The following is a 25,853-nucleotide window of genomic DNA, read 5'->3' on the forward strand; positions in this document are numbered from 1 at the left end:
ATTCGTTCTCTTATTGAGAATAATATAAAAATTAAAAGAAACAATTGGCAAACAGAATGTATTTTAATGAAAGCGTAGTTTACAATCCCATTTTTATTATAAGCTTTTTATACGAATAAAACTAATATATCCTACTGCATAATAACTTAATTGAATATTTTGAATTACAAAATTATGCAATAGCACTCATCCATTTGTAAATGGTGCTACGATAAGACTTCTGTAAATTTAACAGGCTCACCTTGTGAAGGTGTAATAATTTCACCTTCCCACATAACCCGCATACCACGGATAATTGTCCCTACTGGCCATCCTTTTACCTTTTTACCATCATAGGGTGTCCAACCAGCGCGTGAACCAACTAACGTATTCGTAATAATCTCCTGACGTTTAAGATCAACAATAGTCAAGTCAGCATCATATCCAACAGCAATACGCCCTTTACAGCTTATACCAAAAACCCGATTAGGACCATGCGAAGTAAGATCAACAAAACGCTCAAGAGACATTTTCCCTGCATTAACATGGGTAAGCATAATTGCTGCTGTTGTCTGCACACCTGTTATACCTGAAGGAGATGAGGGATAAGGCTTATGTTTCTCTTCAAGCGTGTGTGGAGCATGATCAGAACCTAAAATATCGATAATACCTTGCTGAACCCCATACCAAAGACCTTCACGATGACGTTTTTCGCGAATAGGTGGATTCATCTGGATAAATGTACCAAACCGTTGATAATCATCAGCGCTCAAAGTCAAATGATGCTGCGTAACTTCAACTGTTGCTATGTCTTTATGCTCTTTCAAAAAATCAACTTCTTCCGCTGTAGAAAGATGTAATATATGGATACGCGCTCCTGTTTCGCGTGCTATTTTAATTAAACGCTGTGTACATTGTAAAGCCGTAGCCTCATCACGCCAAACTGGATGTGACGATACATCCTCTGTAACACAAAAAGCTTTACGTTCTTTAAGCCGTGCTTCATCTTCACAGTGAAAAGCTGTGCGACGGCGTGTATTTTGCAAAATAAGACGCACACTTTTATCATCCTCCACGAGAAGATTACCTGTTGATGATCCCATAAATACTTTAATACCAGCAACACCAGGAAGTCTTTCTAACTCTGTTAATTCATAAATATTATCACGTGTTGCTCCAACCCAAAATGCATAATCACAGTGCATTCGATGAAATCCACGTTTAATCTTATCATTCAAAGCTTCTTTCGATATCGTTAATGGATTGGTATTTGGCATTTCAAATACTGCTGTAACTCCTCCTAAAACAGCAGAACGAGAACCACTTTCCAGATCCTCCTTATATTCCTTACCTGGTTCACGAAAATGAACTTGGCTATCAATTATACCAGGCAAAATATGAAGTCCTGTACAATCAATTACCTCTCCACCAGATGCGCATGTGAGATCACCAATTTCAACAATACGACCATTCACAACACCAATATCGCGCTTACTGCTACCATCATGATTAACAAGCGTTGCACCTTTAAAAATTGTATCAAATGTTTTAAACATAGCCATGCTCCTTATATATTGCTTCTCCATCGTTATGTAACTCTGGGCAGAAAGGCAAGAACCATGATTGAAAAACAGAATGCCATAAATTTAAAAAACCGTAAAATTATTAAAGTTATAGGCGAAGAAGCAACACATTTTCTGCAAGCTCTTATTACTACAGATGTAACAAAAATAAACTCACAGGAGCTCTTTCCTGGTGCCCTATTATCCCCACAGGGAAAGGTCATTGCTGATTTTCTCATTGGCAAAATAGACCAAAACTATATGATTGATATTACGGCTTCCTTAGCTGATGCTTTTCATAAGCGTCTTATCCTCTATAAACTCCATAAAAAAATAGAAATTACGCAACCATTACAAGAGATTATAAATGTTTTTTGGCAAAATGAATTAGATAGTTTAAATTTTAATTTAAGTTTTATAGATAAGCGATTTCCAGAGAAAGAAAAAGTAGTACGGACTTATGGAAAAACTCCTTTTCTTATTCCAGAGTATAATATTTATTGGGATCGAATGCGCATCCATTATGGGATAGCAGAAAGTGATCAAGATTATGAAATAGGTAAAGTCTTTCCTCATGATATTAATTATGATCAAATTCATGGACTTTTCTTCAATAAGGGATGTTATATTGGGCAAGAGGTTATTTCACGAATACATCATCGTAGAACAGCTCGCCGCCGTTTTTTAGTGGTCAAAAGCCAATATCCCTTAACCTCAGGCTCTACTGTTAAAGCAGGTACAAAAATACTTAGTCAATTAGGAACATGCGCTAAAAATGAAGCTTTAGCCCTAATGCGTATTGATCATGTCAAAGAAGCTATGGAAAAAAACCTTCAATTTACAGTAGATGATATTCCTGTAACAATTAGTATTGCTGAAAATATGAATTTCACCTTCCCTAAAAGCTCCGTAGAGGCTGACTAATGGCTAAAACTGAATTATCACAAGATGGAACAATACGTGCATGGCAAAGAATGCTTTCTGGTCGACGACTTGATTTACTTAATCCTTCTCCTTTTGATATTGAAATTGAAGATATTGCCCATGGCCTCGCTCGCGTTGCGCGTTGGAACGGACAAACAAAAGGAGAATATGCTTATTCTGTCGCACAACATTCACTTTTGGTCGAACAAATATTTCAGAAACTTTTCCCACAGTCCTCCAATGAAGAATGTCTTTTTGCTCTTCTTCATGATGCACCAGAATATGTTATTGGCGATATAATTTCACCGTTTAAAGCTGTGATAGGAAAACATTATGAGCGCGTAGAAAAACGTATACAAAATATTATTCACATACGCTTTTCTCTACCTGTCAATCCACCTCAAAAGATCCTAAAAAAAATCAAACAAGCTGATCGTATCGCTGCTTTCTATGAAGCCACCGCTCTTGCTGGTTTTAGTACAGAAGAAGCTCTTCGTTATTTTGGTCATCCAAGTAATATTTTAGCTGATGGTTTCAATTTACAACCATGTCCTACGCAACAAATTGAAAACGCCTTTTTAATTCGTTTTAATGATCTCGATGTTCAAAGGCCATATTCTGGCTGCTGATTTTTTTGTCATAACTGAAAAAATATAAAATTTCTTACTATCACACGGCCATTACTTCGATGAAATATTAAGATTCTATCGTATCTCTCCCTATGAATCTTTTCACCTTTTTTCAGAATTTCCTTTTTAAATTCAATTTACTTGAACTTGTAAACCTCTGAATCGGCTGGAAAAATGCGTGATTTAACATCATTCGCATAATTCTTAATTGCTGTATCCATCGCTTGCTCGAAAACACCATAACGACGCACAAATTTAGGTACATAAGTGCCATAACCTAACATATCTTCCATCACCAAAACCTGTCCATCACACTGATTAGACGCACCAATACCAATAGTAGGAATAGAAAGATTCTCTGTAAGTTTTACCGCCAATGGCTCTACCACCCCTTCCACAACAACAGAAAAAGCACCTGCCATTTCAATAGCTGTAGCATCCGCTTCAATTTGTGACCAATCATTTTTATTACGCCCTTGCGTCTTAAAACCGCCAAAACGATTCACCGCTTGTGGTGTGAGACCAATATGCGCCATAACTGGAATACCACGATTGCATAAAAAACTAATTGTTTCTGCCATATAAGCACCACCTTCAAGCTTCACTGCACCACATCCTGTTTCTGCAATAATACGGGATGCATTAGTAAAAGCTTGTTCTGGGCTTTGCTCATAAGAACCAAAAGGCATATCGACAACAACAAGAGCTCGTTTAGAGCTACGCACAACAGCTTGTCCATGCAAAATCATCATATCCACACTTACAGGGAGCGTTGTATCAAACCCATATATAACCATACCAACGCTGTCACCAACCAACAGCATATCACAATGTGCATCAGCAATCCGAGCGCTATAAGCCTGATAAGCTGTTAAAACAACAATAGGTTCTTGTTTCTTTCTCAAACGTATTTCAGAAGCAGTAATACGCTTTATATCTTTATGAACACTCATCTTTCAGCCTCTTTATTGTAATATATATTGATCGATAAGTCTAACTTCACCAAAGCAAACGGTAAGCAACAAAACCGCAGACGTGTTTAATTTCTTTTTAATCACGCACAAAGTTTCTATATCACGTAAATCTATTGATTCAATAACAGCACGTGGTTCTTTTTGTAAAACAGAGCGGACAACTTCACACAATTTATCAACGGATCGTTCACCTTGCTCATAAAGTCTCTTAACAGCTTTAAGGCTTTCAGGAATAATTTTTGCAGCTTTGCGATCTTCTAATGTCAAAAGTTGATTACGTGAAGAACTAGCAACTCCATCTGCATCACGTAAAATAGGGACACCGACGATTTCAACAGGAAAAGCCAAATCTTTGACCATACGACGGATAATCAAAAGCTGTTGAAAATCTTTTTCCCCAAAAAAAGCTTTATCTGGTTGAACAATATTAAAAAGTTTAGCAACAACACTGGTCACACCACAAAAATGTCCTGGACGTAATTTTCCCATCAAAATACGTGATAATTTTTTTACCTCTACAATTGTCTCATTGCCTAGCGGCCACATTTCTTCTACAGAAGGCACAAAAATATACTCAACATTCGCTCTTTTCAATAAAGAGCAATCTCCTTCTAGATCTCTTGGATATATATTAAAATCCTCATGGGGACTAAATTGCTTGGGATTAACAAATATAGAAACCACTACACGATCACACATTGCCCGTGCCTGTCGTACCAATGCAAGATGGCCATCATGTAACGCCCCCATAGTTGGTACAAAACCAATTGACAGCCCTAGACGTCGCTCCTCTCTGAGGTATTGACGTAACTCAGCAATTGTTTGCAAAATTTGCATTCTATCTACTTTCACAAAATCAAAATGTTGACACTTCCATACAAAACCGCCGTTCAAACAATTGTATCAAACTAACACGCAAAGACGGCTGTTTTATACCTCTCGCCTCCCAAACATAGCGTGTTAAAAAAAAATCTGTCAGAGTTAGTCCTTTATTTATATCATCAAAATCAATAGGACAAGCGGTTTTTTGTACAAGAAATTGCGGTAAAAGTAAAAGCTTATCCTTCCAAGGGCGTCCTATTTCCTCACATACAGCACGTCCCGATTTTGGAGAAACATAACAAAGTTTTTCTTGGCGACCTGTTACAGCACAACAAGACAAATCGAGGCCAAAACCAAGTTCTTCAAGCAGTAGAAGCTCAAAACGTACAAGTAATTCAGCATTTATAAATGGATCATCAAAATTTTGCATAAAAAAATATAACATATCATACAAAACAGGATGAGGATCACGCTCAGGAAGAAGCCGTAAATGAGAAGCCATCAATTGCAGAGAATAAAGTGCCTCTGGCAAAACTATCAATCTTGAAGCATGCGAATCAAGTGCTTCAAGCCTAAATAATCCTAAATGTTCATCTAAACGTGCCCACCATTCAGCTTCAACAAAATTTCCAGGCTGAAGGAGAGGAGCCATACGACGAGAACGTCCACCTTTTACAATTCCCATATAGCGACCATGCTGTCGCGTCATAATTTCAAGAATAACGCTCGTTTCACCATGTTGGCGTGTACCAAGAATGATAGCTGGTTCTTTCCATTTCATTGCATTAAAAAAAATCCAATCCCATTTCGCGATAACGCTCTGGGTTTGCATCCCAATTATCACGCACTTTCACAAATATAAAAAGATGAACCTTCTGTCCCATGATATCCATTAATTCTTTACGTGCTGCCTGACCAATAGCTTTAATAGTGCTACCTTTTGTTCCTAAAACAATTTTTTTCTGATTATCACGTTCTACATAAATGACTTGATTAATTTTAACCGAACCATTTGTACACTCCTCCCAATTTTCTGTTTCAACTGTTGAAGAATAAGGAAGTTCTTGATGGAGACGAAGAAAAAGTTTTTCACGCGTAATTTCAGCAGCAAGCTGACGCATAGGCATGTCAGAAATTTGATCTTCTGGATAATACCATGGCCCCTCCTGCATAATTGTACTAAGATAATGCAGCAAATCCTTACACCCAGAACCATTTAAAGCTGAAATCATAAATGTCTGCAAAAAATTCACTTGTTCGTTCACTTGAGCTGTTAATGCCAAAAGAGATGATTTAACAACTGTATCAATTTTATTCAGAACAAGAATTTTATCCTGTTCAACACTTTTTAAAATATCTAACATTGCACTAACTTCATCTGAAAGACCGCTCTGGACATCAATAAGAACCAAAAGAATATCAGCATTCTTCGCGCCACCCCAAGCAGCAGAAACCATAGCTCGCTCTAATCGCTTATGAGGACGAAAAACACCTGGCGTATCAATCAAAATAATTTGGGTCTTATCATAAATTACAATACCACGAACTAAAGTTCGTGTTGTTTGTACTTTATGTGTTACAATTGATACTTTAGTTCCAACTAACTGATTAACTAACGTTGATTTTCCAGCATTAGGCACACCAATGAGAGCAACAAAACCTGAACGCGTTTTAATAAGATCATTCATGACTATGTTGCCCCTCTATTTTCCATATACCTTCACGTCGCAAAATTCTTTCAGCAGCATCTCTCTCGGCTTGACGTTTAGAACTACCTCGCCCTATCTCAGGTGCATAACCACAAATACTTACCTCAACTATAAAAATCGGGTCATGATCTGGGCCATAACGCTGCACAACCTGGTAATGAGGTTGTGCATTATCTTGTGTATGAGCCCATTCCTGTAACTCCGTTTTGGCATCACGCCGACCAGCATTCATTTTCTTTGCTCGATCTTGCCAATATCTTTGAATGACAGGTCGAACGCTCTCTAAACCTCCGTCAAGATATATCACAGCGATTAAGGCTTCAATAACATCGGCATACACATTAGCTAACCGACGACCTTCTAAGTTTTTCATTTCACAACCAACATGAACCATATCGGATAATCCCATTTCTAATGCAATATCGGCACATGTTTGCGCATTTACCAAACCATTTAAACGTACGGATAATTCACCTTCGCTTGCTTGTGGAAAAATTTTATAAAGCATTTCAGCAATTAAAAGCCCAAGAACTCGATCCCCTAAAAACTCTAATCTCTCATAATTACCATTCTCTGAACTTTGCACACTGGCATGTGTTAATGCTCTTTTTAATCTGTCTACATCTTTAAAACTATGCCCTGTCAGCTTTTCCAGCTGATCAATAACATGATACTTCATCAGCAAATTCCTACTTATTTATCAAGCGGAAAATAGCGCATTGCATCAATGAAAGAAAATAAACGATCCCAGCGTACATCAAACGGCCAACGCCAAATCTGCCACGCACTAGAACCATTACTAATAGAGAAAAAAATCAAATTGGCTCGGCCAATAAGATTCTCATCCGGAACATATCCTACACTCAAACGACTATCATCTGAATTATCACGATTATCACCCATCACAAAATAATGTCCTGGTGGAACCTCAAAAACCTTTGTATCATCAACCGGAGGAATAAAACCTAAATTAAGCGTATCGTAACTTACGCCATTAGACATTGTCTCGCGATAAACATCAACAGGGCGACTAACCTCTGTCACATCAGGATCATCGATTTTCCCCATAAACTGGCGTTGAACCGCTTCACCATTGATATAGATAACACTTTGACGGACTTGAACACGATCACCGGGTAATCCAATAACACGTTTAATATAATCAATATCCGGATTGCTCGGTAAACGAAAAACCAAAACATCCCCACGCTTAGGTTGAGATGCCCAAATCCGTCCTGAAAAAATAGGAGGAGAAAAAGGTATAGAAAAACGAGAATACCCATATGCATATTTAGAAACAAAAAGATAATCCCCCACTAGCAAAGTAGGACGCATTGAACCAGAAGGAATAGTAAAAGGCTGAAAAAAAAGTGTACGAATAACCCCAGCCAAAAACAACGCTTGTATCAAAACAGAAAAAAATTCAATAATTTCACTTTTTTTATCTTTTTTTTTCATTTTCTCTTCTTGTTTCATCCTGCACTACCTTATTTATAGATAAAACTTATTTTGTCATCATAATGCCCAAATAATAAAAGCACAATCTCTTACGAAACTATACACATGGAAGTGCTTCTATAATAACAAACGCCTGTGCCCAAGGAAAATCATCTGTTATACTGAGATGAATCATCACCTCATGATGAGGGGGTAACAGTTTTTTTAATCGTACGCGCGCACAATTCGTTAATCTCATAGTCGGTTTACCAGATGGTAAATTAACTACCCCCATATCTTTCCAACTAACACCACAAGCAACCCCTGTTCCTAAAGCTTTAGCGCATGCTTCTTTAGCAGCAAATCTTTTAGCATAGGAACTAGATCGGTGATAGAGACTTTCAGATTTTTCTTGTTCAACATCTGTAAAAATACGCTGTATAAAACGGCCACCATAGCGAACCAACATCCTCTCAATCCGCCTTATATCAACTATATCATTGCCAAGACCAATAATCATAAATATTACCTAAGCTTTTTTGCTTTGAACATCTTTCTTTTACCATCTTTTTTTGATAGCGATTTTTTTTGAAAATGGATTATTGTTCTGTAAACGCCTATATAAGACAAACTACCAAAAATAACACCTAAAAACATTCCACCCACAAACATTGGCATCATAATCAAATCCCATGTCTCCCCCAAAAATGACCATGCTTGCGAAAACGTCAAATCACCCAACATAGTGCGAATTTCTGAAAAAGAAATTTCATCTTTATTACTAAAAAATACTAAAAATAGGCGCCCCACCTTATAATCAGCCATAATAATAAGAAAAAATGTCAATGGATTAGAAAAAACAGTCCCGATAATTGCTGCAGCAAAATTACCATGTAAAACCCAAGAAAAAAATGCTGCTAAAATAATGTGCAATCCCAAAAGAGGCGAACAGGCTGTAAAAATACCAATAGAGAACCCCAATGCTACTTCATGGGGCGTTGCTGATATACGTAAAATACGTTTACGTATATAATAAAATAAACGACACAAACTAAACTTACGTCGAATACGCTCTCCAAAATTCATCGCTGTTCGATAACTAAAAAACATATGGTTACTCATATATACCCTGTACATACTAAATAATACTGATATTTTATTTTATTCAGGTTTACTTTATCAAGCATTTTCATAGAAAAATTAATAAAAATCAAATATTTCGGCTCCCTAGCTTAATCGCTGGAAGTGTAGCAAGCTCAGGAGGTACAGCATTAGCATCATAGGATGCAATTTCATACTCGGCAAGCGAAATGAGGGGAACTCCTACATTAACCTTACCACCAGATCGATCAAGAATACATGCACTCGCTACCACATTGGCTTTTGCTCCAACCAATGCTTCAATGGTCTCACGAATAGAAAGACCAGTTGTTACAATATCTTCAACAATAACAACCCGTGCACCTTTTTCAATTTCAAAGCGATGTAATTGGAATATACCATTCACACGCTCTACCCAAATAGAAGGAACGCAAAGATGACGTGAAGTCTCATACGAAGGAATGAGACCACCGATTGCAGGCCCAGCTATGTAATCAATTTTTCCTTCCACATATTTCTTAATTTTTTGAGCCAAAGCATGACACAGCTTTTCGGTAAGATCAGCATGCATAAACACTCTTGCCTTCTGTAAATAAGTAGCACTATGACGACCTGATGTTAAAATAAAATGCCCTTCTAAAATAGCATCTGCTTGTCTAAAAATATTAATCACATCTTGTGTATTCATTACAAAATCTCTTTCACCCATAAACCCGATGCACCATATTCACTGATCTTGCTCTTTTTAACTGAGAAAAGATAGAATTTAAATGTTTTAAATCCCAAACTTCAAGATCAATGATAATTTCTGTAAAATCTATCGCCTTATGAACACAAGATAAATTTTCAATATTGGCATCATTTGCAAAAATAATCTGAGTAATTTCAGCTAAAGAACCAGGACTATTTACAGCTACAATATTGACGCGAGCAGGAAAACGTTCATTCATCTCAGAATCAATATCCCAGCGTACATCAATCCATCGTTCTGGTTGATCATCATAGGCCATTAAAGCTGAAGATTGTATCGGATAAATAATAATACCTGCACCCGGCTGCATAATACCAATAATTTGATCTCCCGGCACAGCTCCCTCAGGAGAAAATTGTACTGGAATATCTCCTTTTGTACCTTGAATAGGTAATACTCTATACTTATGTTTCTTCTTTAAATTTTTGTTTTTTTTATTCTCAAGAATTTTAAAAATCATATCTTGAGCATTTTCAATATTAAACCAACTTTTCTCCCTAAACTTAAACGATGGCTTTCTCACCACAGAATGATCTTGATAATTTGGATAAACTGCCTTAACTACATCTATAGCAGCTAATTCACCACGCCCAACAGCTGCTAAAACGTCATTCACGTCCTTACGGGCTAAACGCGGTAAAATTTGCTTAAGCATATCTTGCGAAAATTGTTTTCCCGCACATTCAAATGAACGTTCAAGAATACGACATCCTAAACCTGAATATTGCTTATGTATTGCTGAACGTGTCGCTCGACGAATTGCAGAACGTGCCTTGCCTGTTACAACTAGCGATTCCCAGGCTGCTGGTGGAGTTTGAGTTTGCGAACATATAATATTAACTTCATCACCATTTTTTAATTTGGTCATTATAGGCATAATACGACCATTGATTTTTACTCCCACACAAGAATTACCAATATCGGTATGTACTGCATAAGCAAAGTCAATAGGTGTAGCGCCTTTTGGAAACGCAATTAGCTGCCCTTTCGGCGTAAAACAGAAAACTTGATCATGAAAAAGCTCAAGTTTTGTATATTCTAGAAACTCTTCCGGATTATGGCCATCTGCCAAAGATTGAATTGTTTGACGCAACCATGCATAAGCATTAGCCTCACTTGATAATCTTGATGTTGAATAATCAGAACCATAATCTTTATAAATGGCATGTGCCGCAACACCATATTCAGCAATCCTATCCATTGCACCAGTTCTAATTTGCAATTCAATGCGTTGCCCTGAAGGCCCAACAATTGTTGTATGAATTGAACGATAATCATTTTGTTTAGGTATAGAAATATAGTCCTTAAAACGCCCAGGAACCATTGGCCACGTAGTGTGTATAATACCAAGAGCACGATAACAATTATCCACGCTCTCAACAATTACACGAAACCCAAAAATATCAGATAGTTGTTCAAAAGATAAGATCTTGCTTTCCATTTTACGAAAAATTGAATAAGATTTTTTCTGACGACTTTTAACATTGGCTTTAATACCGTTTTTTAAAAAAAGTTTTGTCAATTCTTTTTCAATTGTGGATAGCAAATCGCGATTGCGTACTGATAATTCTGAAAGCCTATCAGTAATAGTACGGTAACCCTCTGGATTTAAATAAAAAAAAGAAAGATCCTCTAACTCTTCGCGCATATCCTGCATACCCATACGGCCAGCAAGCGGCGCATAAATATCCATTGTCTCCTCAGCAATCCATCGACGCTTATCATCACGCATAACATCAAGGGTACGCATATTATGAAGACGATCTGCCAATTTAACTAAAAGAACACGAATATCATCAGAAACAGCAATAAGAAGTTTACGAAGATTTTCTGCTTGCACAGCTTTCTTCGATACAAGATCAAGCTTATTAAGCTTTGTAAGTGCCTCAACTAATTTACCAATTTCAGATCCAAAAAGTTGATCAATTTCTGCTCTTGTAGCATTTGTATCTTCAATTGTATCATGCAAAAGAGCGACAGCAATTGTTGCTTCATCTAAGTGCATATCCGTTAAGATAGCAGCAACTTCTAAAGGATGAGAAAAATAAAGATCACCTGAAGCACGCTTTTGATGGCGGTGCTTCCTCATTGCATAAACATAGGCTTTATTTAATAAAGCCGCATTTACGTCAGGCTTGTAACGCTGTACACGCTCAATCAGCTCACACTGACGCATCATATAGATATATCCTCAGAAATTTCGTAATTGAATTATTATTGAATACCTTACTACTAAAAGAAAAAATAAATCCACCAAATGATAATCTATGTATTACTTTTTCACTAAGATACGATCATTAATAATCATCATTTTTCTCTGGCACAACTAAACTTTCAATACCTGCCAAAAGCTCTTCTTCTGACATGTAATCAAATGAACCACTAGTCTCTTCTGATGAAGAGCCCAAAATATCTCCGGCTTCACCTGAGTGAGAAATAAACTCCATTGTTCCCTCTGGTTCATCGACTTCTACATGCTTTTGCAAAGAATGAATAAGATCTTCTTTTAAATCAGCGGGGGATAAAGTTTTATCTGCTATTTCACGCAAAGCAACAACTGGATTTTTATCATTATCACGATCAATTGTAATCTGTGCACCTTGTGAAATCTGACGAGCCCGGTGCCCAGCTAAAAGCACCAACTCAAAACGATTATCAACCTTATCAATACAATCTTCTACTGTTACACGGGCCATTCATGTCCCTTTCTTCAAGGTTCAAAAATTAATGATTGCCGCAGAGTATATACAATAATCAAAACAAAAAACAAGAAAAACAACATATACCTTATTATTTTTTCTCAATACATCAAAACTCTTGAAAAAATTTAAGTTTACAAAGACACGAAAATCCCTAAGTTTTTAACAATAAAATAATCTCAAACTATTGCATTCTTAATAACACAGTGATTATCATAATTAAAGAAAATGGATTGTACAAAAAAATAAGCGCGTTTATCAAAAAAAATTACAATAACGCATTGCTATATCCCTTCTCTCTACGTTCATAAAAATTTACTTAAAATATAATGAAAACTGATTGCAGAGAATAAAGCTTTAATCAACTTTATGAATATAATAGACTACTATAAACACTATATAAAAGGCTATTAGGCATAAATATCCAAACCTTTTTTCATCGTTAACTAAACATACCTAATCCACAAGAATCTTTAAAAGATATAATTTTTAAATCCAGAACTATACAAAAAATTAGGTTTACTATAATTAAGGAAATAACATGTCCTTTTTCAGAAGAGAAAAAACTTAATGAAGCACTCACAATAATATACTATCTATCAATCTCTAGCTCTAGATTAAGTCATCAACATCACGGATTTTATAGAAAGAGTTTCAAACTCATTTGATACTATATCAGTCAATGTATTGGCAACTAATCATAGCAATACATGTTCTCCCTATTATACAATCAGCAACAAATTCATCTTAATCTATTGTGAAAAAATCTTTGTAGACATATTATAAGATTGTTTACGAAAATATACTCTACTGAATATGAAATAAAATAACTTAAAAGATTTTTGATAAAACATAATTGGTCCCTGCAATCTATGAATAGTAAATTAACATCATTGTGCCCAGAACCGCCCCTAAATTGTAATTTATGTCCTCGCCTAAACAACTTTATCGCTGACTGGCGTATTAAAGAGCCTCATTGGCACAATGCACCTGTCAGTCCATTTTTCCCTCATAAAGGAGCTGCAACAACACGCCTTCTAATCGTCGGACTTGCTCCTGGATTACGTGGTGCAAACCGAACTGGACGTCCTTTCACAGGCGATTATGCTGGACATCTCCTTTATTCCACTTTAAAAAAATTTGGTTTTGCTCAAGGTACCTTTGCAGAAAGAGCAGATGATACCCTCGAGCTCATCGATGCCGCAATTGTTAATTCAGTACGTTGTGTCCCACCAGAGAATAAACCCACTAGCGCCGAGATCAACACTTGTCGGAATTTTTTTTCACCTCTTTTAACAAATCTTCCTCAACTTAAAGCCATCATTACTCTTGGCAGCATCGCTCATAACTCCACTATACGAGCTTTAAACGCAAAAATCTTAGCACACCCTTTTGGTCATGGAAAAATCAGTGATATAGGTAGACTACGTATTTTTTCAAGCTATCACTGTTCACGCTATAATACTAATACCGGTCGCTTGACAGATACTATGTTTTATCAAGTCTTCCAAGCTGCAAAAACCTATTTAAATCAATGTTGAAATCCCTCTAACCAAAATATGTAAATTGCTTTCCTATTATCCATGCCTTCTCAAAAGCCGTGCCTTTTCACGCCCCCAATCCCGTTTTTTCTCCGTTTCACGTTTATCATGAAGTTTTTTACCACGCGTCAAAGCAATCTCCAGTTTAACACGCCCCTGCTCATTAAAATAAAGTTTAAGTGGAATAATCGTCATACCCTCACGAGAAGCTGCATTAAAAAAACGTGCCATTTCACGCTTTGAAAGTAATAATTTACGTAAACGACGTGCCTCATGATTAAAACGATTCGCTTGTGTATATTCAGGAATATGAGAATTAATCAACCATAATTCCCCCTTTTCAAAACCAGCATAACTTTCAGAAATATTAGCATGACTGGAACGTAAAGACTTAACCTCTGTTCCTTGAAGAACAATACCGACCTCAAGAGTATCAAGAATTTCAAAATTGAAATGTGCTTTACGATTATCTGCGATAACTTTTCGTATTGATGCAGTCTTTTTTTTGTTGTTCATGGCTATTTCAACACCATTTTATTCTTTAATAAGACCTGCATATTGTAAAGCAGAATCAATAATCTTCTTTGTAGTATCTTCTAATGGAACAATCGGTAAACGAACAATATCACTACAAAGCCCTAATTTTGCAGCAGCATATTTAATACCTGCCGGATTGGGTTCAATAAATATTCCGCGATTGAGGGGCATTAAACGATTATTTAATTCTAAGGCTGTATTATAATCACCACGATGACAAGCAGTATAAAGTTCTGCGCAAAGCTTTGGAGCAACATTGGATACAACTGAAACACACCCTACACCTCCATGTGCATTAAAACCTAGCGCTGTTCTATCATCACCGGAGAGCTGTATAAAATTCTGACCACATTTTTCTCGTTGTTCACTTACACGCTCAATTTTACCTGTTGCATCCTTGATACCAATGATATTTTTAAAATCCTGACAAAGATTTTTCATAGTTTCTACAGCGATATCAACAACAGAGCGCCCAGGAATATTGTAAATAACAATGGGAATAGAAATAGCTTTCGCAACAGCAGAAAAATGAGCATATAATCCCTTTTGATTAGGCTTATTATAATAAGGAGTTACCACTAATACTGCGTCTGCACCTACTCTCTCTGCATGCTGTGCAAGCTTCATAGCCTCATCTGTGCTATTTGATCCTGCCCCAGCAACAACAGGAACGCGTTTAGCAACTTGCTTAACACATAATTCTACAACTCGCTTATGTTCTTCATGACTTAAAGTCGCTGACTCGCCTGTTGTTCCAACGGGACTCACACCGTGAATACCTTGTTCAATTTGCCATTCAACGAAATTGCAAAATGACTTTTCATCAATAACACCATCTTCATTAAACGGTGTAATCAATGCAGTTAGTGCTCCCTTGAGCATAATAAACTCCCGATAATATTTAACTTTATTTTATTTTCAATAGTCACCTTATTACAAAACATAGTCTTGCTCTATAGCCAAAGCAAGTTGAATTTCATAAAGATCTTACAATATTAATCTATATTATTAATCTATATTTTCTGTACGCTGAACATTTCTTAAAAACACAACCAATCCGTTAACATGTCTTTCATGCTTCTCTTTTAAAATTATAAAATGTTGCCTAAAAAGCAATATCTAAAGGTCTTTCCTCCATGCGTATAATCTCTGCTCACTTTTTTGTATTAATCTTTATTATACTCAAATCGGTAGCTATAATTTTACTCTCAAACGCCTCAGCACAAGCAGTTCTTCTACCACAAAATGGGCCAATCCCTTTAGTTCATCCTCATTCTCTTACGACCATAAAAAAACTTAAAAAATCTTTTGAGCCTATTCATCCTATAAATAATAATACCCCAACAAGAATTAATATTACTAGAACTAGTCAACTTAAATTCGGCTTAGATACTCTTTCAAACAAAAATATTACAAAAACAATAGCAGTTCGCAATACAATGCCTCAAAACAGTCTTGATCGCCATATCTTAACGTGGGCAATCAATACATCATATCAAACGAATATACCAAGCTCTGAAATATTAAGTGCCATCAATGAATTAAAAGATTGGCCAGGTATGAATATAATGAAAAGCAATGCTGAACGTGCCTTCATTAATGAAAACAATTCTACACAAGCTATTATTCAAAAATTTATTCACCACTCCCCCCTCACAGTACAAGGAATGGCTGCACTTGCTAAAGCCCTTATCGCAACTGGGCAAACCACCCGTGCGCGACAAATCATTGCGCCATGGTGGCATACAGTACAGCTCAATGCTCAAGAAGAAGATCTTATTCTTAAAAATGCAAGCACTGCATTAAAACCTAGTGATCATTTAAAACGTATGAAGATTATGCTTTATGCAAATCGTATCGATTCAGCCCAGCGAATTGCAAAATTAGCCTATGCTCAATCTCTCTTTAATGCTTTTGCTGCTGTTGAAAAAAATGAGCCCCAAGCCGCACAAAAACTAAAAGCTGTTGATCAATCATGGAGAAAAGATCCTCTCTTACAATTTGCTAAAATTCGTTATTTTCGACGAACTGGACAATACCATACTGCTGCACAACTCATGATGCGAGCACCGCGAGATGCAATAAATCTGATTAACCCTGATGCATGGTGGATAGAACGACGTGTTCTTTCTCGAGAAATGCTTGACTTAAACAAACCTAAAATCGCTTATCAACTTGTTTCAGCTCATATTGGAGGAACATCTTCATTAGAAATTGATGCTGCATTTCATGCAGGATGGTATGCACTTCGGTTTTTGCATAATCCCAAGACAGCAATGCACCATTTTGCGCGTATTTCTCAACTCTCTTCTTCTCCTCTCTCAACATCCCGTGGCTATTACTGGATGGGGCGAACAGCAGAAGCCTTAGGTGAACATAAAAATGCTCAGCATTATTTTCACCGTGCTGCTCATTTTAGTACAACTTATTATGGTCAATTAGCAGCTTCTCGACTTAACAAAAAAAAACTTGAAATTCATTTTCCTAAACCAACAATGAATGAACGACAAAGTTTTAGTGCACGAAAAGGTGTCCACGTTATCCAAAGGCTTGAAGCTGCTGGCTATGCTAATCTCGCTAAAATTTTTTATCAAGAACTCAGCAAAACAATAGAAAACTCTGGTGAACTAGCTCTTTTGGCTGTTATGTCAGAAAAAAATGGTGACTATTATACCAGCCTCAAAATTGGTAAAACTGCTGCTTTTCAAGGTAAGGCTGTCAGTGCTCTTTCTCATCCTATCGGTGCTATTCCAACATCCATCAACATTTCTGCAACAAAAAAAGCACTCATCTACGCCATTGCACGCCAAGAAAGCGAATTTAATCCTATCGCTATATCAAAAGCAGGAGCTCAAGGTATGTTACAATTGCTGCCTACCACAGCAAGAGCATTAGCTAAAAAACATTCAATAGCGTGGTCTCACAAAAAATTTAGCAGTGATGTCAGTTATAATACTATATTAGGCGCTCATTTTTTAAGTGAACAATTAGAACGTTTTAACGGATCTTATATATTGGCTCTTATTAGCTATAATGCAGGCTTTCGTCGTGCAAATGAATGGATAAAACGTTATGGTGATCCTAGAGGACAATCTCTTGATAATGTTGTCGATTGGATTGAACGTATTCCCTATACAGAAACGCGTAACTATGTGATGCGTGTTATAGAAAATTATGAAATTTACAAAGCGCGCCTCACTGGAACAACAGATATCAAGTCTGATCTCGTTGCTGGTTACAAAAAACCATAAACTCTCATAGATTTCAAAATAAACAAACACAAAGTCATATATGTGATTGCTTTTGAAATGTTTAATAAAGTTCGAATATCCCTCTAGTTCATAGCGGTGATATCTTTTATTATATTATTGGCCTAATTTGAAGAATATACTTTAACTTTTACCTGTAAATTAAGAATCTACTTCTAATGCAGTGATACACTGAAACAGTTTAGAGCTCTCACTGCTATTCTAACTTTATATATAACAGATTGAAATGAAAATGTTACATACATCAATTTAGCCTATCTCTACAACAGAGAGGCAACCTAATTTTTAAAAACATGATCAAAATAACAGCAATGTCCAACCTTATTACCTTTTTAAGTTCAATTTTACGGCTTTAAAAATTATCTAAAGCAATATTTAAAATAATTAAGATTGCCAATAACTGCACATTTTTTCGTATTTTTTAAGAGAACCGTATTTCTTATGAAAAAACAGTGCACAATCACTTTACAAATCTGTTTTAAAAGATCTTACATTTTCTCTTAAACCTATTTCTTAACACCATCCATGGAAAATATAACGCAAACTCAACTGGATTGTTACCACCTTTATATTTATGAAGCAAAAACCAATATCACCATTACTTCTATATTTTATTTTCTTATAATATTATAACTATACAGATATCTCCTAAAAGGTATTGCAAAATTCTTTTCCAAATAATTTATCATCTATTATTTTTTCTTATAACATTTAGATACATGTTTTTTGCTTCAAAGATAAATTGAAATAAAAAACATTTTTCCAGTATGAACTATTATTTAAAGAAAATAATACTTTTATTCATTATATCAAAATTGCATCTCTCACTTTAATAATTGCTTTCACCACTTATATATTTCATAAAGATAATATTCGCATTTTTGTGTATTATAGGCATAGTTATAAGGATAATAATTTAAAAGGGAATTCATATCTTATTATATAGAGATAGGATTACAAAATGGACAAATTCGTTGGCTATGAAGCAAATGTAGCTTTACCTTATACTGCCATAGCAATTATTAATATTAATGCAATTATCGCTAATTATAAAACTTTAGTTCAACGTGTTGCTCCTATAGAATGTTCAGCTGTTGTAAAAGCTGATGCCTATGGGCTAGGAGCTGAAAAAGTTGCCCCAGCACTTTATCAAGCTGGTTGCCGCACTTTTTTTATTGCCCACCTTAAAGAAGCACTTCAACTAAAAGCTATTTTACCACAAAATATCACCCTTGTTCTTCTGAATGGTCTTCCCCCTAATGCAGAAGAACTCATAACTAAAGCTGGTATTGTTCCTGTTCTTAATTCTCGGCATGAAATTGAAAACTGGCAAATGCATTGTCAAAAAAATGGTAAAAAATTTCCAGCAATCATTCAAATTGATACTAATATGAATCGACTAGGACTCGATCAAGAAGAGCTAAAATGGTTGATTCAAAATCCTACTCTTTTCGAAAGAATAGACATAAAATATATTATCAGTCATCTCGCTAACGGAGATGATGTAACACACGCATCCAATTGCGCCCAAAAAAATGCTATGAAAACAGCGCTTGCACAACTTCCTGCCTGTAAAGCCTCGCTTGCTAATTCTGGAGGAATCTTTCTTGGTCCAGACTTTTATTTTGATCTTGTTCGCCCAGGCATTGCACTTTATGGAATTGATCCCCATAAAAAACATCCTACATCTCTTAAATCTGTTTTAAAACTTAAGGCTCAAGTTATTCAGAGCCGTTACACTGAAGCAGGATCTCCTGTTGGTTATGGAGGAAGTTTCATCACCCAAAAGCCCAGCATTCTTACCACCATTGCTATTGGTTATGCTGATGGCTGGCTACGCAATCTTTCTAATAAAGGCTTCGTTTATTTTAAAAAACATAAACTACCCATCATTGGACAAATCTCTATGGATTCTATTACCGTTGACGCAACCAATCTTAAACATGAAAAACCAAAACGAGGTGATTGGGTAGAGCTTATTGGAAGACATCAAACTATCGAAAATGTTGCTGCAGATGCAGGAACCATTCCTTATGAAATTCTTACCTCACTTGGCTCTCGTTATAAACGTATTTACATTTAAATCTTCGAATTCTTATAAAGCGAATCTAAGATAACCATGACGAAACTTAAACAAAAATCGAAATAACTTATATCCAATTCTACAAATTTTATATAGGTTTATTTGATTGAAACATAAGCAAATAAATTTAAAAAGTATTCACTAATGGTGGGCAAGAACAAATTAATATTCTATCACCAGAAACATTGTCAATACGTGAAACAGGCGGCCAATATTTATTCACTGGATCAAAGTGAGGATTAGGAAAAGCAGCTTCTTTTCGTGAATAAGCTCGTTTCCAATTATCATCTAAAGTGTCTGCTAACGTATGCGGTGCATTCACCAATGGATTATCATCTTTTGGCCAAATGCCTGCGCCAATTTTCTTAGACTCTTCGGCAATAGATAACAAAGCATCACAAAGACGATCAATTTCTGCCTTTGGTTCTGATTCAGTTGGCTCAATCATCAAAGTTCCAGGAACTGGAAATGACATTGTTGGAGCATGAAATCCATAATCAATGAGACGTTTTGCAATATCATCAACACTGACTCCATATTGCTCTTTCAGCAACCGTGTATCCACAATACATTCATGTGCAACACGCCCATGTTTACCCCTATAAAGAATAGAATAAGCTTTTGAGAGACGCTCAGCGACGTAATTAGCATTTAATATTGCTATCTGTGTTGCACATTTTAATCCATCAGCTCCCATCATCCGAATATACATCCATGTAATCACTAAAATAGAAGCACTTCCGTAGGGAGCCGCGGAAACGGCATGCGTCGTCTTATCTTGTTCATGGCCAGGTAAAAATGGTTTTAAATGCGTTCCAACGCCAATCGGACCAACACCAGGACCTCCGCCACCATGAGGAATCGCAAATGTTTTATGAAGATTCATGTGACAAACATCTGCCCCCATATCTGCAGGACGTGCAAGACCTACAAGTGCATTTAAATTAGCTCCATCGAAATAGACTTGTCCACCATTTTCATGAATAATGGCACAAATATCCTTAATGTTTTCCTCATAAACACCATGTGTTGAAGGATAAGTAATCATTAAAGCTGCCAAATGAGTCTTATGTAATTGCGCTTTTACTTTAAGATCATCAATGTCAACATCACCATCGCTCAAGCATTTCACTACCACAACTTCCATCCCTGCCATATGTGCTGAGGCTGGATTGGTTCCATGTGCTGATGCAGGAATAAGACAAATGTTACGTTGATAATCACCACGAGATTGATGATATCGGCGAATAGCTAAAAGTCCAGCATATTCACCCTGAGCACCAGAATTAGGCTGGAAAGAAACTTGGGAAAATCCTGTAATTTCACATAACCATGCATTTAACTGATTCATCATTTCCTGATATCCCAACGCATCATCTTTAGGTGCAAAAGGATGTATATTGGCCACTGTAGGCCAACTCACAGGTATTAATTCAGCAGCAGCATTGAGTTTCATTGTACAAGAACCAAGTGGAATCATCGCCCGATCTAGTGCTAAATCCTTATCTGATAAACGACGTAAAAAACGCATCATATCTGTTTCTGAACACACTGTATGAAAAAATGACTGCGAAAGAAAAGTAGAATCGCGCCCTCTACCAAAAAGCCTTGAAACAGTTTCATCAGCTAATTGAGCGTTAAAAAGCCGTGCTAAAGCAATAGCATCTTCTTCTGTTGACAATTCATCAAAATTAATTGCAACCCAATCATCGTCAAGAATACGTATAAGCCGCCCATCCATTTTTGCTTGATCCGCAATATCTTGAGCTCTCTTCTCAACAAAAACACTAATACAATCAAAAAAATATTTACCTTCACAACGAACACCCACCGCTTCTAAACCGGCTGCAAAACGACATGTTAAATGATGAACACGTTTGGCAATTTCCTGTAAACCTTGTGGTCCATGCCAAATAGCGTAAGCCGCCGCCATATTAGCTAACAAAGCCTGTGCAGTACATATATTCGACGTTGCTTTATCACGTCGAATATGTTGTTCACGAGTTTGCAATGCTAATCGAAAACCAATACGCCCTTTCGTATCCGTTGATTGTCCAACGATACGCCCTGGAATTAAACGCATTAAAGCATCACTCACTGCAAGATAGCCTGCATGAGGACCGCCAAAACCTATTGGGACTCCATAACGCTGCATAGAACCAACAACAATATCAGCCCCCCATTTTGCTGGTGCTTCCATAAGAGTGAGTGCTAAAGGATCTGCAACAACAATAACTAGAGCACCTTTCTCCTTTGCCTCTTTAATGACTTCACTGTAATCATTAAAACATCCTCTTGTGTCTGGCCATGGTAAAATAATAGCCGCCGTATCAGAGCAAATTTTGCTCTTTTCACTCATATGAATTCCTTGTGTTTGAGCACGTGTCTGCGCAACACTCAATGTTTGAGGATGCAAAAAACCTTGAATTGAAATCTTTGTTTTTTTCTCACGTGCAAAACGGACAGCCACCGCATTAGCTTCAGCTAAAGCCGTTGCCTCATCAAGAAGTGAAGCAGCAGCAATAGGTAATCCTGTCAATTCACTTACTAATGTTTGAAAATAAAACAAAAGTTCTAAACGGCCTTGGCTAATCTCTGCCTGATAGGGTGTATAAGCGGTATACCAAGCTGGATTTTCAAAAAAATTACGCAAAATAACAGGTGGTACAGATGTTCCATAATAGCCTTGCCCAATAAAGCTCTTCCGTACATGATTGCGTTCCATAATCTTCGATAATTCTTCCAAAGCTTGTGCTTCATTTGCTGCTTCTGGTAAATTAAGTGATCGTTTCAAATGAACAGACTGGGGGACAGCTTGAGAAACTAAAGCTTCTATTGAATCAACTGCTAATACACTAAGCATTTTTTGTATTTCATTAGCTCGAAGCCCAATGTGTCGCGAAACAAAACGATGTCCTTGCATGATTTTACCCAATCAACGCATGATAAGAAGGCTCATCTAACAGCTCATCAAGCTGTGTCTTATCCTGTATCCTCATTTTCCACAACCAGCCTTCCTTTTCAGCTTGCCGATTTACCAATGCAGGATCATCTGCTAAAGCTCTATTACTTTCAATCACTTCTCCATCAATAGGTGCATAAACATCTGATGCTGCTTTAACAGACTCAACAACAGCAGCTGAATCTCCCTTACAAAAATGTGTTCCGTTCTGCGGCAAATCAACGAAAACTAAATCACCTAATTGCTCTTGAGCATGATTAGTAATTCCAACCGTAGCAATCTGTCCTTCAACACTTACCCATTCGTGATCTTGTGTAAAATAAATTTCAGACATAAAAAATTATCCCTTAATATAACGTTGTACAACAAAAGGAAGCGAATGAACAGACAACATGATTTTTTTGCCACGCACTTCAGTAAAAATTTCTGTTCCTTCGACTTTCCAATCAATAGGAACGTAGCCCATTGCTACAGGACCATTAAAAGAAGGACCAAAACCACCCGATGTTACTATTCCAATCTGCGTCCCTTTATTATCTAGAAGAACTGCACCTGCACGTACAGGCTGACGTCCTTGTGGTTTTAAACCAACGCGACAACGAGAAGGGCCCTTCTGATATGCTCTAAGAAAAGCTTCTGCTCCATAAAACTTAGCTTTTTCCCGAACACTTTTGGATACAGCCCATGTCAGCCCAGCCTCAATAGGAGTAGTGTCAGGTGTAATATCATTGCCATGTAAACACAATCCCGCTTCCAATCGAAGACTATCACGCGCAGCAAGACCGACCCATTCAATACGACAATCATCGAGTAATTTTTCAACTAATGAACGCGCCTGATTTTCCGGAAGTGCAATTTCAAAACCGTCCTCTCCTGTATAACCAGAACGTGTTAAAAACCAATCTTGGTGTGGCTCAAATCCTTGCATAAATAAAAGCTCATTCCCAGGCAAACCTACATCAGCCATAACAGATGCAGCCTGCGGACCTTGAAGAGCAAGCAATACTCTCTCAAGCGTAATTATTTGACACTTAAAACCAACAGCACGTTTTTTAAGTTCAGAAAAATCAACCTGTGCATTCCCTGCATTGACAACCAGCACAAAACGGTATTCATCTAAACGAGTAAGAATAAGATCATCAAGAATACCAGCTTGCTCATTCAGCAAATAATTATAGCGTGATTGGCCTTTTTGTAAAAGTGATGCATCAATAGGAAGTGCATAAGATAAAAATTCAGCTGCTTCTTGCCCTTCAATAGCTATCAACTTCATATGAGAGATATCAAAAAGACCAGCCTGAGCACGTGTATGCAAATGCTCTTTCAAAACACCTAGAGGATAGACTAAAGGCATCATCCAACCAGCAAAAGCACCAAATTTCGCGTGTGCTTTTTCATGCAGATCATGTAAGGGGAGCTTTTTTAAAGGCAATGTCTCAAATGCCAGCAAATCGGTGCTCATAATTTCTCCACAGCCGCGTTTACTACTCTATCGGGTTTATTACTCTATATTGTGGTCTTCTTTCTTATCCTTTATCTCAAACCTGCAAGATTACAAATTATTTTACTCTTTAGCAGCAGATGTTAAAGTTAGTATTTTGCACTCTCCCGCAAAGAATTAAAAGAATTAAAGAAGCAATGACATTCTTTCCAACATATTTTCGCTATAACTTATCTTCTCTACACTGTCATTAAAAAACTGATTATAGTCCTCTAAATTTCTAACTTTTTTATAATAATCTTGTTTTTTCAAACTATCATCATAAACCTTTACTTAAAGGGAATTCATATTCTTTAAAATCTTGCTGAATACAACCCAAGATATTGTCGTTTCTTCTCCTTTTCTCTATAAGGAAGGATTATAGCTTTCCTCATTATAATAACTTATATTATGTGATTTTATCTTGCTCACAATAATATAATTTTCCTTATAAATAAAAAACTATAATAATTTTACATACGAAACTGCATTAAATAAAGGTTACAGAACACTCATGAAAGCTGGTAATATCCACTATAATTGTGAAAATGACTTACCAAAACAAATTGCTCTTTTTCCTTTAGAAGGCGCATTATTGCTTCCTGGAGGTTTTTTATCACTTAACATTTTCGAACCAAATGCTCTTGAAATGATTGAAGACGCCATGATGTCCAATCGTCTATTAGGAATTATTCAGCCGTTATCATCGGGTACAGATAATTTTTCCTCAAAACTCTATGAAATGGGCTGTGTTGGTCGTATTACAAATTATAATGAAACAGGAAATGGACGACTTCTTATCGTATTACAAGGTGTTTGTCGTTTTACCTTAAAAAAAGAATTAGTCAGCAAAAAGCCTTATCGAATTGCCATCATTGAATTTAATATAAAAGATTTACAAGAACATGAAAATTCAGAGAATGTTAATCGAGAAAATTTACTCAATACGATTGAAAACTATCTTGTACTCCATGAAATTGAACATAATTGGAATAACATTGTACAAACGCCTACACCTATACTCGTTAATGCTCTTTCAACTCTTATTCCCTTTGCTCCAGAAGAAAAACAAGCTTTACTGGAAGCACCAGATATAGCAAGTCGCGCCCAAACTCTCCTTGCTTTAACTGAGCGTTCACTTATGAAACAAACAGGGGCATATCATCGCTTACATTAATGGATTTTCAAATATGAAAAAAATGACAACTGATCCTAAAATGCTTGAATTGCTGGTTTGCCCAATTACAAAAGAGCCTCTTTCTTTAAATAAAAAAAAACAAGAATTAATTTCATTAAAAGCAAAACTAGCCTATCCTATTCGTAGTGGTGTCCCTATTATGCTCACTTCAGAAGCGCGTCCTTTAGGATATAATGAAAAAAAATAATTTTTATTT

General features: G+C 36.5%; 23 protein-coding genes and 1 pseudogene. 7 read left to right on the forward strand and 17 right to left on the reverse strand.

Annotated elements, in window-relative coordinates; translation table 11 throughout:
* Nucleotides 1-206 precede the first annotated feature (206 nt).
* Nucleotides 207-1,535 carry a dihydroorotase gene (locus BAR153v2_RS04100; RefSeq protein ID WP_078680432.1) on the reverse strand — a complete coding sequence of 443 codons (1,329 nt, stop codon included), beginning with the start codon at nucleotides 1,533-1,535 and terminating at the stop codon, nucleotides 207-209.
* Nucleotides 1,536-1,598: 63 nt separating this feature from the next.
* On the opposite strand from BAR153v2_RS04100, the gene BAR153v2_RS04105 reads away from it, so the two are divergent.
* Both BAR153v2_RS04105 and BAR153v2_RS04110 read left to right on the forward strand, forming a co-directional pair.
* Complete coding sequence (locus BAR153v2_RS04105) at nucleotides 1,599-2,465, forward strand: folate-binding protein YgfZ (RefSeq protein WP_078680433.1); 867 nt, start codon at nucleotides 1,599-1,601, stop codon at nucleotides 2,463-2,465.
* Entirely contained in the window at nucleotides 2,465-3,094 is a 630-nt protein-coding gene (locus BAR153v2_RS04110; protein ID WP_078680434.1) for a YfbR-like 5'-deoxynucleotidase, read from the forward strand. The genes BAR153v2_RS04105 and BAR153v2_RS04110 overlap by 1 nt, the downstream gene beginning before the upstream one ends.
* Nucleotides 3,095-3,231: 137 nt before the next feature.
* Here BAR153v2_RS04110 and panB read toward each other — a convergent pair whose 3' ends face one another.
* From panB to rpoZ, 11 genes and pseudogenes are all read right to left on the reverse strand, one after another.
* The gene (gene panB / locus BAR153v2_RS04115) at nucleotides 3,232-4,047 is read right to left on the reverse strand and encodes a 3-methyl-2-oxobutanoate hydroxymethyltransferase (protein ID WP_078680435.1); all 816 of its coding nucleotides are present in this window, start codon (nucleotides 4,045-4,047) and stop codon (nucleotides 3,232-3,234) included.
* 12 nt (nucleotides 4,048-4,059) lie between these two features.
* Nucleotides 4,060-4,905 (reverse strand): pantoate--beta-alanine ligase, encoded by an 846-nt coding sequence (gene panC / locus BAR153v2_RS04120; RefSeq protein WP_078680436.1) that lies wholly within the window; start codon nucleotides 4,903-4,905, stop codon nucleotides 4,060-4,062.
* Nucleotides 4,906-4,924: 19 nt separating this feature from the next.
* A complete protein-coding gene (gene recO / locus BAR153v2_RS04125) occupies nucleotides 4,925-5,671 on the reverse strand; it encodes a DNA repair protein RecO (protein ID WP_078680437.1) in 747 nt (248 codons plus the stop codon).
* Nucleotides 5,672-5,675: 4 nt separating this feature from the next.
* On the reverse strand, nucleotides 5,676-6,578 hold the full coding sequence (gene era / locus BAR153v2_RS04130; RefSeq protein WP_078680438.1) for a GTPase Era: 903 nt from the start codon (nucleotides 6,576-6,578) through the stop codon (nucleotides 5,676-5,678).
* A complete protein-coding gene (gene rnc / locus BAR153v2_RS04135) occupies nucleotides 6,571-7,278 on the reverse strand; it encodes a ribonuclease III (protein ID WP_078680439.1) in 708 nt (235 codons plus the stop codon). Before rnc ends, era begins: the two co-directional genes overlap by 8 nt.
* Nucleotides 7,279-7,292: 14 nt before the next feature.
* Nucleotides 7,293-8,075 carry a signal peptidase I gene (gene lepB, locus BAR153v2_RS04140; protein ID WP_078680440.1) on the reverse strand — a complete coding sequence of 261 codons (783 nt, stop codon included), beginning with the start codon at nucleotides 8,073-8,075 and terminating at the stop codon, nucleotides 7,293-7,295.
* A 79-nt stretch (nucleotides 8,076-8,154) separates the two neighbouring features.
* Nucleotides 8,155-8,556, reverse strand: a complete 402-nt coding sequence (gene acpS, locus BAR153v2_RS04145; protein ID WP_078680441.1) for a holo-ACP synthase — start codon at nucleotides 8,554-8,556, stop codon at nucleotides 8,155-8,157.
* Nucleotides 8,534-9,146, reverse strand: a pseudogene (locus BAR153v2_RS04150) (DUF2062 domain-containing protein). Before BAR153v2_RS04150 ends, acpS begins: the two are co-directional and overlap by 23 nt.
* A 100-nt stretch (nucleotides 9,147-9,246) precedes the next feature.
* The gene (gene pyrE / locus BAR153v2_RS04155) at nucleotides 9,247-9,825 is read right to left on the reverse strand and encodes an orotate phosphoribosyltransferase (protein WP_078680947.1); all 579 of its coding nucleotides are present in this window, start codon (nucleotides 9,823-9,825) and stop codon (nucleotides 9,247-9,249) included.
* A gap of 13 nt (nucleotides 9,826-9,838) precedes the next feature.
* Nucleotides 9,839-12,067 (reverse strand): bifunctional (p)ppGpp synthetase/guanosine-3',5'-bis(diphosphate) 3'-pyrophosphohydrolase, encoded by a 2,229-nt coding sequence (locus tag BAR153v2_RS04160; RefSeq protein WP_078680442.1) that lies wholly within the window; start codon nucleotides 12,065-12,067, stop codon nucleotides 9,839-9,841.
* A gap of 118 nt (nucleotides 12,068-12,185) precedes the next feature.
* Nucleotides 12,186-12,584 carry a DNA-directed RNA polymerase subunit omega gene (gene rpoZ, locus BAR153v2_RS04165; RefSeq protein WP_078680443.1) on the reverse strand — a complete coding sequence of 133 codons (399 nt, stop codon included), beginning with the start codon at nucleotides 12,582-12,584 and terminating at the stop codon, nucleotides 12,186-12,188.
* An 875-nt stretch (nucleotides 12,585-13,459) separates the two neighbouring features.
* On the opposite strand from rpoZ, the gene BAR153v2_RS04170 reads away from it, so the two are divergent.
* The gene (locus tag BAR153v2_RS04170) at nucleotides 13,460-14,128 is read left to right on the forward strand and encodes a uracil-DNA glycosylase (protein WP_078680444.1); all 669 of its coding nucleotides are present in this window, start codon (nucleotides 13,460-13,462) and stop codon (nucleotides 14,126-14,128) included.
* A 36-nt stretch (nucleotides 14,129-14,164) separates the two neighbouring features.
* Here BAR153v2_RS04170 and smpB read toward each other — a convergent pair whose 3' ends face one another.
* Complete coding sequence (gene smpB, locus BAR153v2_RS04175; RefSeq protein WP_078680445.1) at nucleotides 14,165-14,644, reverse strand: SsrA-binding protein SmpB; 480 nt, start codon at nucleotides 14,642-14,644, stop codon at nucleotides 14,165-14,167.
* Between the two features lie 18 nt (nucleotides 14,645-14,662).
* Nucleotides 14,663-15,547, reverse strand: coding sequence for a 4-hydroxy-tetrahydrodipicolinate synthase (gene dapA, locus BAR153v2_RS04180; RefSeq protein ID WP_078680446.1), 885 nt, complete (start codon nucleotides 15,545-15,547; stop codon nucleotides 14,663-14,665).
* A 254-nt stretch (nucleotides 15,548-15,801) separates the two neighbouring features.
* Here dapA and BAR153v2_RS04185 point away from each other — a divergent pair, with 254 nt between their 5' ends.
* Nucleotides 15,802-17,916: a lytic transglycosylase domain-containing protein gene (locus BAR153v2_RS04185; protein ID WP_078680447.1), complete on the forward strand. Its 2,115-nt coding sequence runs from the start codon at nucleotides 15,802-15,804 to the stop codon at nucleotides 17,914-17,916.
* A gap of 979 nt (nucleotides 17,917-18,895) precedes the next feature.
* Complete coding sequence (gene alr / locus BAR153v2_RS04190; RefSeq protein WP_078680448.1) at nucleotides 18,896-20,017, forward strand: alanine racemase; 1,122 nt, start codon at nucleotides 18,896-18,898, stop codon at nucleotides 20,015-20,017.
* Nucleotides 20,018-20,144: 127 nt separating this feature from the next.
* Here alr and gcvP read toward each other — a convergent pair whose 3' ends face one another.
* Genes gcvP through gcvT form a run of 3 tightly spaced genes read right to left on the reverse strand, consistent with a single transcriptional unit; the run spans nucleotide 20,145 to nucleotide 24,441 of the window.
* The gene (gene gcvP / locus BAR153v2_RS04195) at nucleotides 20,145-22,940 is read right to left on the reverse strand and encodes an aminomethyl-transferring glycine dehydrogenase (protein WP_078680449.1); all 2,796 of its coding nucleotides are present in this window, start codon (nucleotides 22,938-22,940) and stop codon (nucleotides 20,145-20,147) included.
* Nucleotides 22,941-22,944: 4 nt separating this feature from the next.
* Complete coding sequence (gene gcvH, locus BAR153v2_RS04200; RefSeq protein WP_078680450.1) at nucleotides 22,945-23,313, reverse strand: glycine cleavage system protein GcvH; 369 nt, start codon at nucleotides 23,311-23,313, stop codon at nucleotides 22,945-22,947.
* 6 nt (nucleotides 23,314-23,319) lie between these two features.
* Nucleotides 23,320-24,441 (reverse strand): glycine cleavage system aminomethyltransferase GcvT, encoded by a 1,122-nt coding sequence (gcvT, locus tag BAR153v2_RS04205; RefSeq protein WP_078680451.1) that lies wholly within the window; start codon nucleotides 24,439-24,441, stop codon nucleotides 23,320-23,322.
* A gap of 532 nt (nucleotides 24,442-24,973) precedes the next feature.
* Here gcvT and BAR153v2_RS04210 point away from each other — a divergent pair.
* On the forward strand, nucleotides 24,974-25,636 hold the full coding sequence (locus BAR153v2_RS04210; RefSeq protein WP_078680452.1) for an LON peptidase substrate-binding domain-containing protein: 663 nt from the start codon (nucleotides 24,974-24,976) through the stop codon (nucleotides 25,634-25,636).
* A gap of 13 nt (nucleotides 25,637-25,649) precedes the next feature.
* Entirely contained in the window at nucleotides 25,650-25,844 is a 195-nt protein-coding gene (locus tag BAR153v2_RS04215; protein WP_078680453.1) for a Trm112 family protein, read from the forward strand.
* Nucleotides 25,845-25,853 lie beyond the last annotated feature (9 nt).

Source organism: Bartonella sp. AR 15-3 (assembly GCF_002022445.1).
GTDB lineage: Bacteria > Pseudomonadota > Alphaproteobacteria > Rhizobiales > Rhizobiaceae > Bartonella.

Bases quoted from the DNA above. Each gene is read 5' to 3' on its own strand.
- alr (WP_078680448.1), top strand. From the start codon at position 18,896: ATGGACAAATTCGTTGGCTATGAAGCAAATGTAGCTTTACCTTATACT.
- panB (WP_078680435.1), bottom strand. From the start codon at position 4,047: ATGAGTGTTCATAAAGATATAAAGCGTATTACTGCTTCTGAAATACGT.
- BAR153v2_RS04210 (WP_078680452.1), top strand. From the start codon at position 24,974: ATGAAAGCTGGTAATATCCACTATAATTGTGAAAATGACTTACCAAAA.
- era (WP_078680438.1), bottom strand. From the start codon at position 6,578: ATGAATGATCTTATTAAAACGCGTTCAGGTTTTGTTGCTCTCATTGGT.
- gcvP (WP_078680449.1), bottom strand. From the start codon at position 22,940: ATGCAAGGACATCGTTTTGTTTCGCGACACATTGGGCTTCGAGCTAAT.
- rnc (WP_078680439.1), bottom strand. From the start codon at position 7,278: ATGAAGTATCATGTTATTGATCAGCTGGAAAAGCTGACAGGGCATAGT.
- rpoZ (WP_078680443.1), bottom strand. From the start codon at position 12,584: ATGGCCCGTGTAACAGTAGAAGATTGTATTGATAAGGTTGATAATCGT.
- dapA (WP_078680446.1), bottom strand. From the start codon at position 15,547: ATGCTCAAGGGAGCACTAACTGCATTGATTACACCGTTTAATGAAGAT.
- gcvT (WP_078680451.1), bottom strand. From the start codon at position 24,441: ATGAGCACCGATTTGCTGGCATTTGAGACATTGCCTTTAAAAAAGCTC.
- BAR153v2_RS04185 (WP_078680447.1), top strand. From the start codon at position 15,802: ATGCGTATAATCTCTGCTCACTTTTTTGTATTAATCTTTATTATACTC.
- acpS (WP_078680441.1), bottom strand. From the start codon at position 8,556: ATGATTATTGGTCTTGGCAATGATATAGTTGATATAAGGCGGATTGAG.
- BAR153v2_RS04105 (WP_078680433.1), top strand. From the start codon at position 1,599: ATGATTGAAAAACAGAATGCCATAAATTTAAAAAACCGTAAAATTATT.
- pyrE (WP_078680947.1), bottom strand. From the start codon at position 9,825: ATGAATACACAAGATGTGATTAATATTTTTAGACAAGCAGATGCTATT.
- BAR153v2_RS04100 (WP_078680432.1), bottom strand. From the start codon at position 1,535: ATGTTTAAAACATTTGATACAATTTTTAAAGGTGCAACGCTTGTTAAT.
- smpB (WP_078680445.1), bottom strand. From the start codon at position 14,644: ATGAACAACAAAAAAAAGACTGCATCAATACGAAAAGTTATCGCAGAT.
- gcvH (WP_078680450.1), bottom strand. From the start codon at position 23,313: ATGTCTGAAATTTATTTTACACAAGATCACGAATGGGTAAGTGTTGAA.
- recO (WP_078680437.1), bottom strand. From the start codon at position 5,671: ATGAAATGGAAAGAACCAGCTATCATTCTTGGTACACGCCAACATGGT.
- BAR153v2_RS04110 (WP_078680434.1), top strand. From the start codon at position 2,465: ATGGCTAAAACTGAATTATCACAAGATGGAACAATACGTGCATGGCAA.
- BAR153v2_RS04160 (WP_078680442.1), bottom strand. From the start codon at position 12,067: ATGATGCGTCAGTGTGAGCTGATTGAGCGTGTACAGCGTTACAAGCCT.
- BAR153v2_RS04215 (WP_078680453.1), top strand. From the start codon at position 25,650: ATGAAAAAAATGACAACTGATCCTAAAATGCTTGAATTGCTGGTTTGC.
- BAR153v2_RS04170 (WP_078680444.1), top strand. From the start codon at position 13,460: ATGAATAGTAAATTAACATCATTGTGCCCAGAACCGCCCCTAAATTGT.
- panC (WP_078680436.1), bottom strand. From the start codon at position 4,905: ATGCAAATTTTGCAAACAATTGCTGAGTTACGTCAATACCTCAGAGAG.
- lepB (WP_078680440.1), bottom strand. From the start codon at position 8,075: ATGAAACAAGAAGAGAAAATGAAAAAAAAAGATAAAAAAAGTGAAATT.